General features: G+C 58.2%; 14 protein-coding genes. 9 read left to right on the top strand and 5 right to left on the bottom strand.

From position 1 onward, the window contains the following. Nucleotides 1-176: 176 nt before the first annotated feature. Together GEI7407_RS12515 and GEI7407_RS21820 are read right to left on the bottom strand one after the other, a co-directional pair. On the bottom strand, nt 177-551 hold the full coding sequence (locus GEI7407_RS12515) for an STAS domain-containing protein (protein ID WP_015172552.1): 375 nt from the start codon (nt 549-551) through the stop codon (nt 177-179). Nucleotides 552-1,010: 459 nt separating this feature from the next. Further along, entirely contained in the window at nt 1,011-1,145 is a 135-nt protein-coding gene (locus GEI7407_RS21820; RefSeq protein WP_255347572.1) for a hypothetical protein, read from the bottom strand. Between the two features lie 60 nt (nt 1,146-1,205). On the opposite strand from GEI7407_RS21820, the gene GEI7407_RS12510 reads away from it, so the two are divergent. Next, nucleotides 1,206-1,841, top strand: a complete 636-nt coding sequence (locus tag GEI7407_RS12510) for a DedA family protein (protein WP_015172551.1) — start codon at nt 1,206-1,208, stop codon at nt 1,839-1,841. A 194-nt stretch (nt 1,842-2,035) separates the two neighbouring features. Then, nucleotides 2,036-2,713 (top strand): EcsC family protein, encoded by a 678-nt coding sequence (locus GEI7407_RS12505; protein ID WP_223294549.1) that lies wholly within the window; start codon nt 2,036-2,038, stop codon nt 2,711-2,713. Nucleotides 2,714-2,888: 175 nt separating this feature from the next. Here GEI7407_RS12505 and GEI7407_RS12500 read toward each other — a convergent pair whose 3' ends face one another. Then, a complete protein-coding gene (locus GEI7407_RS12500; protein WP_015172549.1) occupies nt 2,889-4,094 on the bottom strand; it encodes an argininosuccinate synthase in 1,206 nt (401 codons plus the stop codon). Between the two features lie 160 nt (nt 4,095-4,254). Between GEI7407_RS12500 and GEI7407_RS12495 the strand changes: the two genes are divergently transcribed. Then, nucleotides 4,255-5,220: a glycosyltransferase family 2 protein gene (locus tag GEI7407_RS12495; protein WP_015172548.1), complete on the top strand. Its 966-nt coding sequence runs from the start codon at nt 4,255-4,257 to the stop codon at nt 5,218-5,220. Here the strand turns inward: GEI7407_RS12495 and GEI7407_RS12490 are convergent. Further along, nucleotides 5,217-6,539, bottom strand: coding sequence for a TAXI family TRAP transporter solute-binding subunit (locus GEI7407_RS12490; protein WP_015172547.1), 1,323 nt, complete (start codon nt 6,537-6,539; stop codon nt 5,217-5,219). The two genes, GEI7407_RS12495 and GEI7407_RS12490, sit on opposite strands and share 4 nt — an antisense overlap. A 251-nt stretch (nt 6,540-6,790) precedes the next feature. Between GEI7407_RS12490 and rpsB the strand changes: the two genes are divergently transcribed. The 6 genes from rpsB (at nt 6,791) to GEI7407_RS12455 (ending at nt 17,124) form a co-directional block, all read left to right on the top strand. Further along, complete coding sequence (gene rpsB / locus GEI7407_RS12485; RefSeq protein ID WP_015172546.1) at nt 6,791-7,576, top strand: 30S ribosomal protein S2; 786 nt, start codon at nt 6,791-6,793, stop codon at nt 7,574-7,576. Between the two features lie 139 nt (nt 7,577-7,715). Next, on the top strand, nt 7,716-8,378 hold the full coding sequence (gene tsf, locus GEI7407_RS12480; RefSeq protein ID WP_015172545.1) for a translation elongation factor Ts: 663 nt from the start codon (nt 7,716-7,718) through the stop codon (nt 8,376-8,378). Between the two features lie 239 nt (nt 8,379-8,617). After that, on the top strand, nt 8,618-9,499 hold the full coding sequence (locus GEI7407_RS12470) for a hypothetical protein (protein ID WP_223294426.1): 882 nt from the start codon (nt 8,618-8,620) through the stop codon (nt 9,497-9,499). 12 nt (nt 9,500-9,511) lie between these two features. Continuing rightward, nucleotides 9,512-12,085 (top strand): ATP-dependent DNA helicase RecG, encoded by a 2,574-nt coding sequence (recG, locus tag GEI7407_RS12465; protein WP_015172543.1) that lies wholly within the window; start codon nt 9,512-9,514, stop codon nt 12,083-12,085. A 1,092-nt stretch (nt 12,086-13,177) separates the two neighbouring features. Further along, on the top strand, nt 13,178-16,585 hold the full coding sequence (locus GEI7407_RS12460) for an EAL domain-containing protein (protein WP_015172542.1): 3,408 nt from the start codon (nt 13,178-13,180) through the stop codon (nt 16,583-16,585). Then, nucleotides 16,582-17,124 (top strand): pentapeptide repeat-containing protein, encoded by a 543-nt coding sequence (locus tag GEI7407_RS12455; protein WP_015172541.1) that lies wholly within the window; start codon nt 16,582-16,584, stop codon nt 17,122-17,124. Before GEI7407_RS12460 ends, GEI7407_RS12455 begins: the two co-directional genes overlap by 4 nt. A 14-nt stretch (nt 17,125-17,138) precedes the next feature. Here the strand turns inward: GEI7407_RS12455 and GEI7407_RS12450 are convergent, their stop codons facing one another. Beyond that, nucleotides 17,139-17,819, bottom strand: a complete 681-nt coding sequence (locus GEI7407_RS12450; RefSeq protein WP_015172540.1) for a hypothetical protein — start codon at nt 17,817-17,819, stop codon at nt 17,139-17,141. Nucleotides 17,820-17,983 lie beyond the last annotated feature (164 nt).

Here is a 17,983-nt window from a genome sequence, read left to right as displayed (position 1 = left end):
CGTCACCCCCGACACGAAAAAAGCCGCGACCAGAGGCGATCGCGGCATAGAAGCGATGAGAGATGAAATGCCTCAGCATTCCCGGAGCCCATCGATTGGGATTCACACGTTTTTGGCTGTCAGACTCTCTAGAAGACCAACCAGGCCGCTTTGACGACCCTTGCTAGAGCTCAGTTCTAGGCTGCTAGCTCGCCTTTGAGGGGCGCGATCACGCGAGGGCGGTGATGCTTCAGAGCCGCCTCCGGACTCTCAAAAATCTCAAATACCCGATCAAGCTGCGTGATTTCGAGGATCAGACGCACAGGTGCCCGCAGGTTGCAGATGACCAAGCGGCTACCACAGGCTCGGGCTGCTTTCAGACTCTCAGTCAGAGTCATCAACCCGAAGCTATCAATAAACTCGATTTGGTCGAGGTCTAGGATCCAGAGGTACTGCGGTTCGAGGGATAGCCGATCAATACACTCCTGAAGCGTCGCACTGCCTTGGGCGTTCAGGCGGCCCTGGGGCTTGAGCACGACCACACCTGATGTTTCACTCAAAATCATGGCCATAGTTCGCGTTGGGGGACAGCTTTGGAAAGGACTGGAAGGCCCTGCCCTTCCTTGAAACCTAAACTTGGAGCACGGTGCATCACTCGTAGCTGACAGCTGCGGGCTAGAGGTGGGCAACTAAAGAGCAGTCAGGACGAGTGCAGTCAGCAGGCCCAAGTCGTTAGTCCAGCAACCCGGGTAAATATCCTGGGTTTTACGTAAAACTACGCTTGACTGAAATCTATGCTAAGCGAGTTGGCTGAAATAAACCCGAGTTTTTGCTGGGCTTTGCAAAAACTTCACGACTTCCCAGGAGTTCAATAAAGTTTTGGGGGCGATCGCCAAAACGCATCTGCCGCAACAGATTGAGCAGCTGCCAGCCGATAGAGAGAATTTTCTCTCTGACTAGAGAGACGCTTTTCTATCTTCAGAGGGATTTAAGAATTCTGACCGAAGATAGGGGAAATTTTGCGTTTGCTTCTACACCTCCATGCCAAAGGGCTGATTTCCGGAAGCGAGTTGCCCGGTGATTGCTTTTGATCTTGCCAGCGCCTTTATAAAGTTTTCTGCCAGAATGCCGTCAAATGGCGGAATTTCAAGCTTCTCAATTGACACTCTTCTTTCAAACGCGCCACAATCTGAGAGTAAGGTGAAACTTTGTAAAGGCCATCTTGAATGTCCGCCGAAATCATCTCGCTAGAGTCTATTCAAGAGATTGCCCATCAGTACGGCTATGGGGCCGTCTTCTTTGGCATTTTGCTGGAAAACATGGGCATCCCGCTGCCCGGAGAGACCATCACGCTCGTGGGTGGCTTCTTGGCAGGGAATGATGAGCTCAATGTTTGGCTAGTGCTGCTAAGCGCGATCGCTGGGGCGATCGTGGGCGATAGCTGCGGTTATTGGATCGGTCGCTGGGGCGGCTGGCCTTTCTTGCTGCGCTTGGGCAAGATCTTCCGCATCCAGGAAGAACAAATTGCTGAGGGTCGGCGACAGTTTAGCGAAAATGCGGCCAAAGCAGTGTTTCTGGGCCGATTTATCGCGCTGTTGCGAATTTTTGCAGGGCCGCTGGCTGGGATTGCCCAGATGCCCTATCGCCAGTTTTTGCTCTACAACGCTGCGGGAGCGGCGCTGTGGGCGTCGGTAATGGTGGGCGTGTCGTTCTTTATCGGTCAGGTGCTGCCCCTTGAGGAAGTGATTAGCTGGGTCGCTCGGTTTGCGATCGCGGCCTTTGTCCTCTTGGCCGCCTGGATTGGGGTGCCGTTGTGGCTGGAGTCTCGCAAGATTGCCAAACAAGTAGAGCCGCAAGAATAAACGCGTTCTCGCGCTTGGTTCACGGCTAAGTCTGCTCAGTTCAAATCAGTTCAACCAATTAGTCATTGAGTGAGTAAAAGAGGGAGGCGATCGCCTCCCTCTTCGCGTTTCTGCAAAACCGGCCAAAAGCATGGGTGAACTATAACTGTCAAGTCGTAGAAAATTCGTAATCCTACGGTTAGGTATTTAAAGATCTGAAGGCTAAAACAGATAAAGCCGTTTCAAAGAAAAAATCAATGGTTTCATCTTCTGTGCCCAGCGACTTAGAGCAAGCTGCTAATGGGTTGCTCGATTGGATTGTTAATGCAGGTATTAATGGCTTGGGTGTTTTGGCACCCGCTGAAAAAGTCGCAGAAGATCATCGACGTTCCTGTAAAACCATTGAAGATGCAACCAACTCGGTAATTGCGTGGAATGCCGCCTATGCCGCTGGCACAGGGTTTGTGACGGGTTTGGGAGGTTTGGCGACGCTGCCAATCGCACTTCCTGCTAGCTTGGCCGCTTCCTACGCTCTAGCCGCCAATACAATTGCTGTAATTGCATGTCTGCGTGGTTACGATATTCATTCGGAGCAGGTCAAGACAATGATCTTGCTTTCTCTCATTGGTGGAGGAGCAGAAGAAATCTTGAAGGGAGCTGGAATTACAGTCGGCAATAAAGTTTGTCTGAATGTGATTAAACAAGTGCCGGGTAAAGTTCTAATTGAGATTAATAAAAAGGTTGGTTTTCGCCTCATCACCAAAGCCGGAGAAAAAGGCGTAATTAACCTCACAAAAATGGTTCCTATTGCTGGTGGCTTTGTCAGTGGTGGCTTTGATTGTCTGTTTATCAATACCTGTGGCCACACAGCGAAGAAAGTTTTCCCAAGTTAAAAGAACTAAGTTTTGACCCTGGTGGTCTGAATGCGGAAGCGGGAGTTGAAAAACTAAAAGACCCTTATTCTCTGCTTTGCGGGCGATCGCAGAATGAGAATAAGGGTCTTATTGAGTGTCTAGGCGCGGGCGATCGCCTAAGGCGCTCAGAACTCGAAAGCCTAACTAGCAAGTCCTAGGACTCACGCAGCTTCTGAGACCACACACGGGTGGGCAGGCCCCACACATAGATGAAGCCCTCAGCAGCCTTGTGATCGAAGGTGTCCTCAGCGCCGTAGGTGGCGAGGTCAGGGGTGTAGAGGGACTTCTCGGACTTGCGGCCCACGATGGTGGCGTTGCCCTTGAAGAGCTTCAGACGCACCGTGCCCGAGACTCGCTCTTGGGTTTGGTGGACAAAGGCATCCAGAGCGCCCTTGAGGGGGCTGTACCAGAGACCGTTGTAGATCATCTGGGAGTAGGTTTCTTCGATGCCGCGCTTGTAGTGGGTGACGTCGGCGGTTAGGGTGAGGCTTTCGAGGTCGCGGTGAGCCTGAATCAGCACGAGCAGGGCCGGGGCTTCGTAGATTTCCCGCGACTTGATGCCTACCAGGCGGTTTTCGACCATGTCGATGCGGCCAACGCCGTGAGCGCCGACGACTTCGTTTAGGCGGCTGATCAGGCTGACGGGATCGAGGCCTTGGCCGTTCAGGCCGACGGGGACGCCGCGCTCAAAGTTGATCTCGATGTACTCGGGCTCGTCGGGGGTATCGGCGATCGCTTTCGTCAGGTCATAGACTTCTTCGAGGGGCTCGGTCCAGGGATCTTCGAGAGGACCGGCTTCGATGCTGCGGCCCAGCAGGTTGCGATCGATGCTGTAGGGCGAGGACTTCTTCACCGGCGCCGGAATGCCGAACCGCTCGCCGTAGGCAATGGTTTCTTCGCGGCTCATGCCCCACTCCCGCGCCGGAGCGAGCACTTTGATGTTGGGATTTAGAGCGGCGATGGACACGTCAAATCGCACCTGGTCATTGCCTTTGCCGGTGCAGCCGTGGGCGACAGCGTCCGCGCCGTACTTTTCGGCTGCTTCCACCAGCAGCTTGGCGATCAGCGGGCGCGCCAGGGCCGTCGACAGGGGATAGCGATTTTCGTAGAGGGCGTTTGCCTGAATGGCCGGGAAGGTGTAGTCCTTGACGAAGCTCTCGGTGGCGTTGATCACGAGGGATTCAGCCGCGCCAGAATCGAGGGCTTTTTGGCGAATGGGCTCTAGCTCATCCCCTTGGCCGAGATCAGCGGCCAGCGTGATCACTTCTTTGACGCCCCATTCTTCTTTGAGGTAGGGGATACAAACGGAGGTGTCTACTCCGCCAGAATATGCCAGCACAACTTTGTCGGCGCGACCCATGACCATCTCACTCGGTAGAACAATGAGTCCCTATTATGCAACTAATCCTGATGGATTCGTGTCTAGGCCGGTACAGATCCGACGAGTCCGATTGGGGTGTGGCATGATGCAAAAAGTAGGCGATCGCCCCGAGTTTTGAGTCCCAGATTTTGGAGCTACTGTGTTTTTCAGCGTCGTTATTCCCACCTACAATCGCAAACCCATCCTGGAAAAGTGTCTGCGGGCGCTGGAGCAGCAAACCTTTGTGCCCCGGCAGCCCGTTGAGGGCTATGAAGTGGTCGTGGTGGATGATGGCTCGACCGATGGCACGGTGGAGTGGCTGCGTGCCTTGGGCGTCAGCGATGCCGTCGGCACGAGCGCTGAGTTTGGTCACGTGCGGCTGCTCGGCCAGGATCACCAGGGTCCAGCAGCGGCCCGCAACCTGGGCGTACAGGCGGCCCAGGGCGACACGATTATTTTTATAGATAGCGACTTGGTGGTGACGCCGCAGTTTTTGCAGGCCCACGGCGATCGCCTGGTAGAAGGGGCGCAGCAGCTCGGGAGCGATCGCCTCTTTACCTATGGGCGCGTCATCAACACCGCCAATTTCGAGCATCCCACCAGCGAACCCTACAAGGTGACCGACTTCTCGGCGGCCTTCTTTGCTACCGGGAATGTGGCGATCGCCCGCCACTGGCTCGAAGCCGCTGGCCTCTTCGACACCCAGTTTCAGCTCTACGGCTGGGAAGACCTCGAGCTCGGCGTCCGGCTCAAGAACCTGGGCCTCAAGCTGATCAAGTGCCCCGACGCTGTGGGCTACCACTGGCATCCCCCCTTCTCCCTCGAGCAAATCCCCAAGTTGATCGATCAGGAAATTCAGCGGGGGCGCATGGGCGTGCTGTTTTACCAGAAGCACCCCACTTGGGATGTGCGCATGATGATCCAGATGACCTGGCTGCACCGAGTGCTTTGGGGGCTGCTGTCTTTGGGGGGCCGCCTTAATGAACGCACCCTCGCCCCCCTCCTCCAGTGGCTGATCGATCGCGGCAAGCCCCAGCTAGCGCTGGAAGTGGCCCGCATTTTCCTCAATTGGTACAACGTCCAGGGTGTCTACGCGGCCTATTCCCAGATGCGGGCTCGGGCCTAGAATCGATGGGGGCGATCGCCCCTGTCCCCCAAGCCATCGAGGGGCAGCCGGTTGAGCAGCACCATTTCCCGATGGCGAATCGTCGTGATCGCCACCTCCCAGGGAAACGTAAAGGACTGGAAAGACTCCGGAGAGATTCGGTCTTCGTCGAGGTCCACCACCACCTTCCGCAGGATCTCAAAAAGCTGGGCCTGAACCGCCCGCAGCTGACCCACGTCCTGGACATCGTGCACCTGATCGATCAGCGCCAAAATCTCCAGGTTGTACATATCGGCCCGGTTTTTTTGGCGGCCCAGCAGCCACAGCCGAAACTGCCAAAGACTCGACACCGCCAGCACCGACATCGACAGCAGCAGGCCCAGCGGCTCGGCATACTGCACAACAAAGTTGGGCTCATCTTGCCGGTAGTAGGCCTTGGCCCCTGGGTGCAGCGGGACTCCCAGCCCTTCGCCCGCCTCCGGTAGCTGGATCGTCGCCGCTTGGGGGTACTGGGTGACCAGTTCGTTGCGCGCCTCGTAGAGAATGCGCGTCACCTCATAGATCGCGCTGGCGTCCACCGTTTCGTGGGCGATCAGCATCGCCCGCACCCCCACCCCCGGCAGGTCGGTTGGCGGGATGGGCGGCGCTCCGCCATAGATCCCCTTAGGAATTGTGACGGCCTCGATCTGCGGCAGCGAGAGCTGTAGGGCGCTCACTTGGTCGATGGGCAGCAGGCGCGCCTGCCCGGTCCGCAGCAGATCGGCCATCGCGGGGTTGCCCAGACCGATCACGCGAAAGAGGGCATCTGCTTGGCCTGCCCGGACCATGGCGCTGGCGCGGACCGGTGGCACGGTCGTGGGCAAAAAGTTGTTGGCCGAGAGGCCATAGTGCTGGGCGAGGGGCCAAAAGAGGGCGTAGGACCCGCTGCCCTCGGGGGGAAGGGCGACGCGCTTGCCCTGCAAGTCCGAGAGATTCTGGAGCGACGGATCTTGGCGGGCGACCAGATGAAAGACTTCGGGAAACAGAGAGGCGATCGCCCGGGCTGGCGGCTCGACGGACGCATCGCTCTGAACAATCGCGAGATCGGCCTTTTTCTGGAGCAGGAGCTCCACATTGTTTTGGGAGCCCTGGGTCTCGAGCACCTGAATGCGCAGGCGGGGGTGGTGCTGGGCTACGACCCGCGAGAGGGCCTGACCAAAGGCATAGTATTCGCCGTCCTTGGCTGCGGTAGCCAGGGTCAGGGTGTAGACCCGGGTGTGATTGCGCACCGACAGCACCGCGAACCCCGCCGCTGCTACCACGCTCAGCACCAAGACTGAAAGCGTTACTCGTGTTTGCATCCACCTACCGCCTGACTCATCGTAGAAGCCCAGGGGCGATCGCCTGCGCGAAGACGCGCGATCGCCATCGGAGATCTGTCCAACTATGCTACCCTAGGAAAGTTGTCAAATCTCACACATCCAGGGTTTCGGGTGTTTCTGGCCGCCGAAAGCCATCTCGTGAGCAGCCTCGGCTGCGTGCGCGATCGCCCCTTCGACGTTTGCCTGGAATCCGCCTGGATGGAGGCTAAACCCGAAAGGAGAATTTCATAATGCCTGTTGTCTCTTTGGCTCAACTCCTAGAGGCTGGTGTTCACTTTGGTCACCAGACCCGCCGCTGGAATCCCAGCATGGCGCCTTACATCTACACCGCTCGCAACGGGGTCCACATCATCGACCTCGTGCAAACGGCTCGCTGCATGGAGGACGCCTACCAGTTCATGCGCACCAGCGCTGAGCAGGGCAAAAAGTTCCTGTTCGTCGGCACCAAGCGCCAAGCTGCGGGCATCATCGCCCAAGAAGCCCAGCGCTGCGGTGCTCACTACGTCAACCAGCGCTGGCTCGGTGGCATGCTCACCAACTGGGCAACCATCAAGACCCGGATCGAACGCCTCAAAGAGCTAGAGCGTCGCGAAGAAACCGGTGCTCTGGATCTTCTGCCCAAGAAAGAAGCATCTGTACTGCGCCGCGAACTTGAGAAGCTGCGCAAGTACCTGGGCGGTCTGCGCTCCATGCGCAAGCTGCCGGACATCGTCGTCATCGTCGACCAGCGCCGGGAATACAACGCCGTTCTGGAGTGCCAGAAAATTGGCGTGCCCATCGTGGCTCTGCTGGACACCAACTGCGATCCCGATGTGGTGGATATTCCCATCCCCGCTAATGACGACGCCATCCGCTCCATTAAGCTAATAGTGGGCAAGTTGGCAGACGCGATCTATGAAGGTCGCCACGGTCAACTGGACGCCGAAGAAGACTACGAAGACTACGAAGGCGCTGAAGAAGACTACGACTACGAAGAGAGCGACGCCTCGGGCGACGACGAAGGCGCTGACAACTAATCGGCACAACGACCCCCAGCGGGCGATCGCGTAAACCGATAGTCGGTGGCTTGAGAGGTGGGCCTAGAAGCTTGCTCTCAAGGCGCGATCGCTCCCCCAAGGGTCAACCTGTCAAAGCAGAGAGTAGGGACAAACAACAATGGCAGAAATTTCGGCAAAGCTCGTCAAAGATCTGCGCGAAAAAACCGGCGCAGGCATGATGGACTGCAAAAAAGCCCTCAAGGAGTCCGGTGGCGACCCCGTGAAGGCTGCAGAATGGCTGCGGCAGAAGGGCATTACCTCTGCTGAGAAAAAAGCAAGCCGGGTGGCTGCCGAAGGTCTAGTCGGCAGCTACATTCACACGGGTGGCCGAGTGGGCGTGCTTGTGGAAGTGAACTGTGAAACGGACTTCGTGGCTCGCCGCGAAGAGTTCCAAACCCTGGTGCGCAACGTGGCGATGCAAATCGCGGCTTGCCCCAACGTGGAGTACGTGAAGGTCAGCGACATTCCCGCTGAAGTCGCTGAGCGCGAAAAGCAGATCGAAATGGGTCGCGATGACCTCGCGAACAAGCCGGAAAACATCCGCGAGAAAATCGTGGTGGGCCGGATCGAGAAGCGCCTCAAGGAACTGGCGCTGATGGATCAGCCTTTCATCCGCGATCAGAGCATCACGGTGGAAGAGCTGGTGAAGCAAGCCGTTTCTCAACTGGGCGAAAACATCCAGATCCGTCGCTTTGTGCGCTTTGTGCTGGGCGAGGGCATCGAGAAGGAAGAGAGTAACTTCGCTGAAGAAGTGGCAGCTCAGACCGGCGGCAAGCTCTAGATTGCCCTGGGGGCGATCGCCTTTTGATCGGCGAGAGAAGGGCGATCGCCTGCTGATGCCTACTTCAGGAATGCTTTTTGAGGACGGGTTTTCCATCGACTATGGGAACCTGTCCTTTTGTCTTTGTATGCTGGAGTTGAGTCCGTTTAAGCAACAGTTTGCTGAGAAACAGTCCTGTAGCGTCACGCTGATTGGTTAATCAGGGTGATGGGCAAGAGCCAGGAGGTCGAAGAACAGTGGTGGGATCGGTCGATCGAATTGAACGCGATATTGCGGGACTTGAAGAGGCGATCGCAGCCTTGGCCCAAGAATTTCAAGTCCAGTACAAAGCCTATTTGACGTCTCTGGGGCAAGCTGTGCGCCAGCAGCTGATTTTGGCGTCCTATCATCTGTGTACCCAGGGCTATCCCGAGGCTTTTTTGGAGCTGAGCTTTAGTCAGCGGCAGCAGCTCCAGCAGGCCCTCCAGCGCGTGGGACAGTCTGCCCAGGGTCGACTGCTCGAGCAGTTGCAGCCTCCCGAGGCCTTTGAAGAAGAAGATGAGCCGGACTCGACGCCCGAGGAGGCGATCGCCCCTTCTGCCCAAGAGGACTGCTGCCCTGAGGACGAGCATGCCCTAGTGCCCCAGACGTCCCAAGCGCCATCCTCCGACGCTCCTGCCGATCCAGCCGAGGACATCTTGACCCCTGAGCTACTCATCGACTGGCAAGAGGATCTGGAAGACGCGATCACAGACCAGTTGGCTCTGCTCTCCCGCGATGCCAACGTGATTTTGCAGCGCTTTGGCATTTTGCCGCGGCACCTGCCCGAGCCGGTACTGGAGGCGGCGGCTAAGGTGGAGATGGGCACCGAGATGCGATCGAGTTCGCCCAATTTGCTCAATCTGCTAGTGGAGACCGAGAGCGACGACGAGCAGAGCGCGATGGTCTCCCAGGTGATGGCGCTGTACCTGCGGCTGGGGGAGATTGAATTTGCGGAGCCGACGCTGCTCTCGCTGCGCCAGCGACTGCGGGACTTGGTCAATCGTCTGCAAAGGCTGGCCCGCGACTACCAGGCGAAATGCCACGAGCGAGCGATCGCCCAGGCCCAACACGCTTGGCGAGCGAGCTGGTATGAAAGCTGAGCCCCAACGGTCATGACAGAGCGCCTTACCCAGTCAGAGTGGATACCGCCGGAAGAGCGTTCGCCCCGAGTGGCCGACACGGGCGATCGCGGCGGGACGTCTAGCCCTGAGCCGGACTGGGTGCGCCTGCAAAAAGCCCTGGCCGTCGAGGCTGAGAAAGGCTTTAACAACCTCGAAGGGAAGCAGCACCGCTTTCATGAATTCCTGCGGCTGAGCTTTGAGCAGGTGCCGGATCTGCGGGATGAGGACGCGCGGCGACGCTGGCGGGCGATCGCCGATCAGTTTGGTCAGTACCCCGACATGACCTTTGCCCAGCGCCAGCACCTGATCGCCGAGACCCGCCGCTTCCTGCATCAGACGCGCAAGCAGTGGGAAGCCAAGAGCGTCCTGTCCGGAGCCGTCGACCCGAGCAGCCGCAGCACCCCCGCCAAAAAAATCAAATCCCCCCGCACCGCCTCCCTGGTCGAGTCCGCTGCTCCCAGCCTCGATCCCGACCAAGCGCTGACCTACCTAAAAGGCGTTGGTCCCAAAAACGCTGAGCGTTTGGCCAAGCTGGGCCTTTTGACTGTGCGCGATCTCTTGTTTTACTATCCGCGCGACCACCTTGACTACGCCAAGCAAGTTCGCATTCGAGACTTGGTCGCTGGGGAAACGGTCACCATCGTCGGTACGGTCCGGCGATGCAACTGCTTTACCAGCCCCAAAAACAACAAGCTCGCCATTCTAGAAATCACCCTGCGCGACAGCAGCGGCCAAATTCGCCTGAGCTGGTTTCGGCCCGGGCACCGCTTCACGAGCCGCGCCTGGCAAGAGCAGCAGCGCCGCAGCTATCCCCCCGGCACGACCCTGGCTGCCTCGGGCTTGGTCAAGGAAAGTAAGTACGGGTTCACCCTCGAAGAGGCCCAAATCGAGGTGCTCTCCCACAGCGAAGACACCATAGAGTCGCTGACGGTGGGGCGCATTGTGCCGATTTATCCGCTCACTGAGGGCGTTCCGGCGGATCTGGTGCGCCGTGCCGTCCTGCAAGCGCTGCCGGCGGTGGCCCAGCTGCAAGACGCGCTGCCGGCGGATCTGCGCCAGCAGTATGGCCTGATTTCTCTCAAAGAGGCGATCGCCCACATTCACTTTCCCCCCGATCGCGAAGCCCTCGCCCAGGCCCGTCGCCGCCTGATTTTCGACGAGTTTTTCTATTTGCAGCTGGGGCTGCTGATGCGGCGGGTCTCCCAGCGCCGCGAGCAGGCCAGCGCCATTCTGGCGCCCACCGGTGATCTCCACCAGACCTTTCTCGAAATTTTGCCCTTTCAGCTGACCGGTGCCCAGGATCGCGTCGTCAACGACATCCTCAACGACATGGGCCAGCCTTTCCCGATGAACCGGCTCGTGCAGGGAGATGTCGGCTCCGGCAAAACGGTGGTTGCGGTGCTGGCGATCCTGGCTGCCATCGAGGCAGGCTACCAGGCAGCTTTCATGGCTCCTACCGAAGTGCTGGCCGAGCAGCACTACCGCAAGCTGGTGAGCTGGTTCAATCTCATGCATCTGCCCGTGGAGCTGCTAACCGGCTCCACCAAGGCCGCCAAGCGCCGCCAAATCCACGCTCACCTGCAAACCGGAGAGCTGCCGGTGCTGGTCGGCACCCATGCCCTGATTCAAGATGCGGTCAGCTTCCACAAGCTGGGCCTAGCGGTGATCGATGAGCAGCACCGCTTTGGGGTCCAGCAGCGGGCCCGCCTCCAGCAAAAGGGCAGCAACCCCCACGTCCTGACTATGACGGCGACGCCCATTCCCCGTACCTTGGCGCTGACGCTGCACGGTGACCTGGACGTGAGCCAAATCGATGAGTTGCCGCCGGGGCGTCAGCCCATTCAGACGACGGCGCTGACTGGGGGCGATCGCGCCCACGCCTACGATCTGATTCGCCGCGAGATCGCCCAGGGCCGCCAAACCTACGTCGTGCTGCCCCTGGTCGAGGAGTCCGAAAAGCTCGATCTGCGATCGGCGATTGATGAGCATCAGCGCCTTCAGGAACTCATTTTTCCCGAGTTTCGCGTGGGGCTGCTCCATGGCCGCATGAGCAGCCAAGAGAAAGAAGAAGCCATCAATCAGTTTCGCGACAACGAAACCCAACTTCTGGTGTCGACTACGGTCGTTGAAGTGGGTGTTGATGTGCCTAATGCAACAGTCATGCTCATTGAACATGCGGAGCGTTTTGGCCTCTCTCAGCTGCACCAGCTGCGGGGACGGGTAGGCCGAGGCGCTGCCCAGTCTTTTTGTCTGCTGATGAGCAGCTCCAAAGCGGAAACGGCCCGCCAGCGTCTGCAAGTCCTAGAGCAGTCCCAGGATGGATTTTTTATCGCGGAGATGGATATGCGGTTCCGGGGACCAGGGGAAGTACTGGGAATGCGTCAGTCGGGGCTGCCGGACTTTGCCCTGGCCAGCCTGGTGGAGGATCAAGCCGTGCTCGAAGTGGCCCGAGCAGCGGCTGAATCAGTGGTCCAGCAAGACGACACCCTGGCCGCTTGGCCCCTGATGCGCCGAGAGCTGAACTATCGCTATCAGCGCTTGATGGGCGGCGCGATTTTGACTTAATTACGGGTGGGCCTTTGCCCCAATCCTTAAACAGGCTTTTTCCTGGCTCAGGGGCTCTAGAATCTCGGCGGCAAAGTCAGGCTGTGGCGGGACAATGCCTAACAATTGTCTCTGCAATAAGTCTGCTGGGTCAGGAGCAACAGTAGCCCAAGCGAGTCAGAATCAACGGTCTGAGGCGTTGATACGTCACTAAAAAAAATCTGCTGCGAGAGCATTAAGCAGCTCACCGCGTTGGCTGAAAACAAGTATTTTTTGCCACGAATTTTTTGTCAATTCTCAGCAAATATGTCATTGAAAATAAACTTTCGTAAAGTTGTGCGAAATAAAATCGTAAATTTTGGCTGATTTTTAAATTTTTCATGAAATTTCTTGAATGGAAAATACGAAAAACCAAGATTTTTTCATGCTTTTGTTAAGCTTGTGTGGTTTTCTATCAGCGACGGCTGTAGAAATTCGATAGGATGGTGTGCATCGATACACAGTAGCCACTTAAATTCTTCGATCGCGGCAGATTTTGTTAGTAGCTGAGCCTTTTGTTGGGGATTCAAGGCCTTAGTTGTTCGGAAATTGCCAGGGATTAAAATCCGCCTCTAAATTTCGGTATTTTCTCAGGAATTATCGCGATCGCATCTTCCCTAGGCCTGATTTTATAGCGTACAGATTTCGTGAATTCTCGCTTTACTTTGGCAATGAATCTGGCGTTTAATAGCGATCCCGAGGGGAAATCAAATAAAACTTTGGCATCACAAAATATCTGTTACGAAAACCTTATTCAAACCTCAGGCCGCAATGACTATCCATGATCATTCTCGCTGTCCAGATCTGCCCCTGGATGTCAAGTCAACAGATCTGACAGAGCCTCAGGATAACTGGGGAAAAAGCGATCGCGGCTCGCATTATAAGACTCACTATACTCACCAGTATCGGGGAAGGACACCGCTGGCTGCGGGAGCTGATTCTGCCTGGGCTGAGCTGATCCCCCCGGACAATGAATACTCCCCTGGGAGATCGGCTAGCCTGCGATCGCCCGTCGGATCGGACAGGACAGACGCGGATGCCGGAAGCTTCCCTGGTTTAGAGGGATTTCAAACCATGCTGGAAGAGCAGCAGAAATTCATTGCGCTGGTTGAACACAGCAGCGACTTCATCGCGATGTCCTCTGCTGATGGTCAAGTTTTATACATCAACCCAGCGGGTCGAGAAATGCTAGGGCTTGATAGCCTGGCTGAGGCTCTGTCAAAGGATATCTCGGAGTATTTTACAACTGAAGAATTTCAGTACTTCATAGAGGTGATTCTGCCGACTTTGTCGACTGTGGGTCGCCATGAGAGCGAAGGGCACCTCAAGCATTTCAAAACGGGTGCGCTGATTCCTGTACAGCGGAGCTGCTTCACGATTCGCAGCAGTACGACGGGTGCGCCGATTTGCATGGCGACCATTCAGCGAGACATTCGGTCTTTTCGCGCTACGGAGAGGGCTCTGCGGGAAAGCGAAGAGCGCTACCGCAGCCTAGTTGAGCTCTCTCCCGATGGCATTGCGGTTCACTGCAATGGCAGGCTGACCTACGTGAACGGGGCAGCGGCTCATCTGCTCGGCGCTAAGGCGTCCGAGGATCTCCTGGGTCAGCCCATCATTCATTTTTTGTCGCCCCAAAGCCACCATTTGGGCTGTGACGCGTCGGGGGTGATGCCTGAATTTATTGCCATTGAGGGATTTGTCCAGGAGACGATCACCCGTCTAGACGGCACGTCGCTGGCGGTCGAGATGAGCGGGATTGCGACCACTCATCAGGGCCGACCGGCCTTTCAGTTGATGATTCGCGACGTTAGCCACCGCCAGCAGGCCGAGAACAGCCTGCGGGCCCACGCTCGCCAACAGGCGACCGTCGCGAAGCTGGGGCAGCGGGCTCTGGAGGGGATCGATCTGGCGGTGCTGTTTGATGAGGCGGCGGCGTGGGTGGCTGAAACCCTGGAGGTCCCCTACAGCACGATTTTGGAGCTGATGCCCAATAGCCATGCGTTTTTGGTGACGGCGGGAGTCGGCTGGCAGTCTGGAATCGTGGGCTGCGCGATGATTGGCGCGCAGCCCAGCTCCCAGGCGGGCCATACGCTGCGGTCTGCGACCCCGGTGGTGTTTGAGGATCTGCGGGTCGATGCTCGCTTTAGCAGCTCTCAGCTGCTGCACAACCACCGCGTGATCAGCGGCATGAGCGTGGTGATTCCGGGGGCTGGGGGGCAGCCTTTTGGGGTTTTGGGGGTCTATGCCCGTCATCTGCGGCAGTTTAGTGAAGATGATGTGCACTTTTTGCAGGCGATCGCCAATGTGCTGGCGACGGCGATCGATCGCAAGCAGGCCGACAGCCGTCTGCACCTGATGGAGCGGGTGATCGCGGCGAGCAGTAACGGCATTGTGGTCACCGATCCAACCCAGCCCGATAACCCGGTGATCTATGTCAACCCAGCTTTTGAGGGCATTACGGGCTATAGCGGGGAGGATGTGCTGGGGAAAAACTGCCGCTTTTTGCAGGGGCCGGACCGCGATCAGGCGGGGGTGGAAGAGCTGCGGCGGGCGATTCGAGAGCAGCGCGAGTGCCACGTTGTGCTGCACAACACGCGCAAGGATGGGGTGGATTTCTGGAATGAGCTGTTTGTGGCGCCGGTGTTCGATCGCCAGGGCTATCTGACCCACTTTGTGGGCATCCAAAACGATATTACGGAGCGCAAGCGGGCTGAGGAGGCGCTGCGCCAGAGCGAGGAGCGCCTCGAAAGCATCCTAAATTCCCTAGAAGACATTGTGTGGTCGGTGGATGCCCAAACGCGGCAGGTGCTTTACCTGAATCCGGCGGCGGAGCGCATCTATGGCCGGCCGATTGCGGAGTTTTTGCAGCATCCGGATCTGTGGCTGCAAATTATCCACTCGGACGATCGCGATCGCGTCTTGGAGGCGGCGGCCCTGCTGCGCCAGGTGGGCAGCAATGACGTGGAATATCGGGTGGTTCGGCCCGACGGCGAGATCCGCTGGCTGCGCGATCGCGGCCACGTGGTCTACGATGCCGACGGTGAGCCGCTGCGCGTCGATGGCATCTCCTCAGACATCACCACTCGCAAGCGCATGGAGGAGCAGCTCCGCCACGACGCCCTCCACGATGCCCTGACGGGGCTGCCCAACCGGGCGCTGTTTATGGATCGCCTGCGCCAGTCAGCCGCCAAGGATACCCGCTATCCGGATCACCTGTTTGCGGTGCTGTTCCTCGATCTCGATCGCTTCAAGATGGTCAACGACAGCATGGGCCACCTGGTCGGCGATCAGCTGCTGGTGGCGATCGCCCGCCGTCTGCAAAAGCGTCTGCGGCCCAGCGATACCCTTGCCCGCTTGGGGGGGGACGAGTTCACCATCTTGCTCGAAGACCTCAAGAGCCCTGCCGAAGCGCAGCACGTGGCGGGACGCATCCACCGGGCCTTGCGCGTGCCTTTCAACGTGTGCGGCCACGAGATCTACATCAATGCCAGCATCGGCATTGCCCTGAGCCGAGACGAAGCGGGCGAGCGCTACCATCAGCCGGAGCACTTCCTGCGCAACGCAGACGCCGCCATGTACCACGCCAAGGGCCTCGGCAAAAATCGCTACGAGGTCTTCAGCCCCGTTATGCACACCCAGGCGGTCCGCTTCATGCGCATCGAGATGGACCTGCGGCGCGCCCTCGAGCGGCGGGAATTTGTGGTCCACTACCAGCCGATCGTGGAGCTGCAAACCGGCGCTCTGACCGGGTTCGAGGCCTTGGTTCGCTGGCACCATGCCGAGCACGGCTGGATTTCGCCCGCCGAGTTCATTCCGGTGGCCGAAGAAACCGGCCTGATCATTCCCCTGGGACAGTGGATCTTGGAGGAAGCCTGCCATCAGCTCAAGATCTGGCAGAGCGCCTTCCCCAAAGCCCACAATCTGGCGATGAATGTGAACCTGTCGGTCAAGCAGTTCTCCCAGCCTGACCTGATTGCCCAAATCGATCGGGTGCTGCACTCGATTCAGCCAGCCCCTGGCAGTCTGAAGCTGGAGATCACCGAGAGCGCCATTATGGATAATGCAGAGGCAGCGGTGCTGATTCTGCAAACCCTGCAAGCCCGAGAGGTGCGCTTCTGCATTGATGATTTTGGGACGGGGTATTCTTCGTTGAGCCAGCTCCATCGTTTTCCGGCCCACACCCTCAAGATCGATCGCTCCTTCGTGAACCGGATGGACGTCCGGGACGAGGATGCGGAGATCGTGCGCACCATTGTCACCCTGGCGCACAACCTGCGCATGGATTCGGTGGCCGAGGGCATCGAGACGCCGACGCAGCTCCACCAGCTGCGATCGCTGGGCTGTGAGCTGGGTCAGGGCTATCTCCTTTCGCGGCCGCTCAGCGCTGCTGACGCCGAAGCGTTGATTGGGGCCTGGGGTCAGGGAAATCTACCGTGGCAGCCGTTCTTTTCCCACGACACGAGCATGGTGCAAAGTCTATGAAAGCAGCCGTTTGGTTGACGGGGCTGATGGTGCTGGGTCTGGCGCTACCGGCGATCGCCGGGGAAGCTGAGCGCACCGAAGCCAACCGCCAGCGTCTCTTGGGCGATCGCGCCTGCCTCGCGTGCTACCTGCGCAAAGCCGACCTGCGCTATTTTCAGCTCAACGGCGTCAAGCTCCTGGCTGCCAACCTCTCCAAAAGCAACCTCTACAGCGCCAAGCTGCGCGGCTCAGACCTTGGTCTTGCCAATCTTCGGGAAGCCAACCTCGGCGACGCCGACCTCAAGCAGAGCAATCTGCGGGGCGCCGACTTGCGCAACGCCAACCTGCTGGGAGCCTCCCTCATCGAAGCCGACCTGCGGGGCGCCGACCTGCGCGACGCTAACTTGACCAATGCCAACCTCGACGGCGCCGACCTGCGCCAGACAAACCTCCAGGGAGCCGTCCTCACCGGCGTCAGCTTCCGGGGTGCGGTCCTGTGCGGAGCCACCATGCCCAACGGCCTCGCTGCCCGCTACGGCTGCCCCCTCACCACTAATTAAGGCGCCGGTCTGCCTCACTCCTTGTACTGCACGTTGCTGTGGACATTGCGCACGAGATCGAGACACTGCTGTAGTCGAGGGACGTAGTTGCGGTTCCACTTGTCGATGTACTCGGCAATGCGGTACTTCTCAGGGATTTCGTAGTTGTAGACCCGGAAAAAGAGCGATCGAAAGGCTCGCCAGTGACGACTGTTTTCGGGTTCGTCTGCCAGGTCCCACTTGCTGAGGGCTCGCTGGAGCAAGAAAAACGTAGCGAGCTGCTCTGGGGGGGTCAGGTCCCAATCCCCGGACGCGAGATAGTGGTCGAGGGCCTCGCGATAGTCGAACAAAAAGTCATCCACGTACTGCCAACCGTTGAACCGCAGGGCGCAGCAGGTTAGCACTTTTTTCTCATCGAGCTGGAGCAGCTGGAGCTTGCCAGCCTCGATGTCGGGCACCAGCTCAAACAGGTGCATCATGCCGCGATCGGGCACGCCCAAGAAAGAAGCGATGTGCACCAAGTGGCTCTCTTCGAGGGATTGGCCGGTTTCGATGAGCTGAAATCGCCGGGGAACCCGGGGAGTAGCTGTGTTGACCCGCGCCCACAGGTAGGGCTTGCCGTCCTGGACTTGCACGGTCAAGATGCTGGCGCTGGTGGGCAGCTCGATTTGAAATTCCCGTTCGAGGGGAATGGGGTATTGGTAAACAGTCTCCATGGGCTTAATAATTCCACGGTGAAGCTGAGAAGCACAAGCGCGCTCTAGCGGTTCTCAAAGGAACTCCTCAATTGTGCCCCAGGACTCAAGGGGGTGCTGGGACGGGCGATCGCCCTCTAGACCCTAGGGCTGGGGGGCTTTTGGGCAAAAGTCATTAAGATCGA

Source organism: Geitlerinema sp. PCC 7407 (assembly GCF_000317045.1).
In the GTDB taxonomy this organism is placed as follows: domain Bacteria; phylum Cyanobacteriota; class Cyanobacteriia; order PCC-7407; family PCC-7407; genus PCC-7407.
Note: the sequence above shows the minus strand (reverse complement) of the source record. Positions and strands in the feature narration are given on the sequence as shown.

Coding starts and splice junctions, on each gene's coding strand:
- GEI7407_RS12515 (WP_015172552.1), bottom strand. CDS start 551: ATGGCCATGATTTTGAGTGAAACATCAGGTGTGGTCGTGCTCAAGCCC.
- GEI7407_RS12510 (WP_015172551.1), top strand. CDS start 1,206: ATGTCCGCCGAAATCATCTCGCTAGAGTCTATTCAAGAGATTGCCCAT.
- GEI7407_RS12500 (WP_015172549.1), bottom strand. CDS start 4,094: ATGGGTCGCGCCGACAAAGTTGTGCTGGCATATTCTGGCGGAGTAGAC.
- GEI7407_RS12490 (WP_015172547.1), bottom strand. CDS start 6,539: ATGCAAACACGAGTAACGCTTTCAGTCTTGGTGCTGAGCGTGGTAGCA.
- rpsB (WP_015172546.1), top strand. CDS start 6,791: ATGCCTGTTGTCTCTTTGGCTCAACTCCTAGAGGCTGGTGTTCACTTT.
- tsf (WP_015172545.1), top strand. CDS start 7,716: ATGGCAGAAATTTCGGCAAAGCTCGTCAAAGATCTGCGCGAAAAAACC.
- recG (WP_015172543.1), top strand. CDS start 9,512: ATGACAGAGCGCCTTACCCAGTCAGAGTGGATACCGCCGGAAGAGCGT.
- GEI7407_RS12460 (WP_015172542.1), top strand. CDS start 13,178: ATGCTGGAAGAGCAGCAGAAATTCATTGCGCTGGTTGAACACAGCAGC.
- GEI7407_RS12455 (WP_015172541.1), top strand. CDS start 16,582: ATGAAAGCAGCCGTTTGGTTGACGGGGCTGATGGTGCTGGGTCTGGCG.
- GEI7407_RS12450 (WP_015172540.1), bottom strand. CDS start 17,819: ATGGAGACTGTTTACCAATACCCCATTCCCCTCGAACGGGAATTTCAA.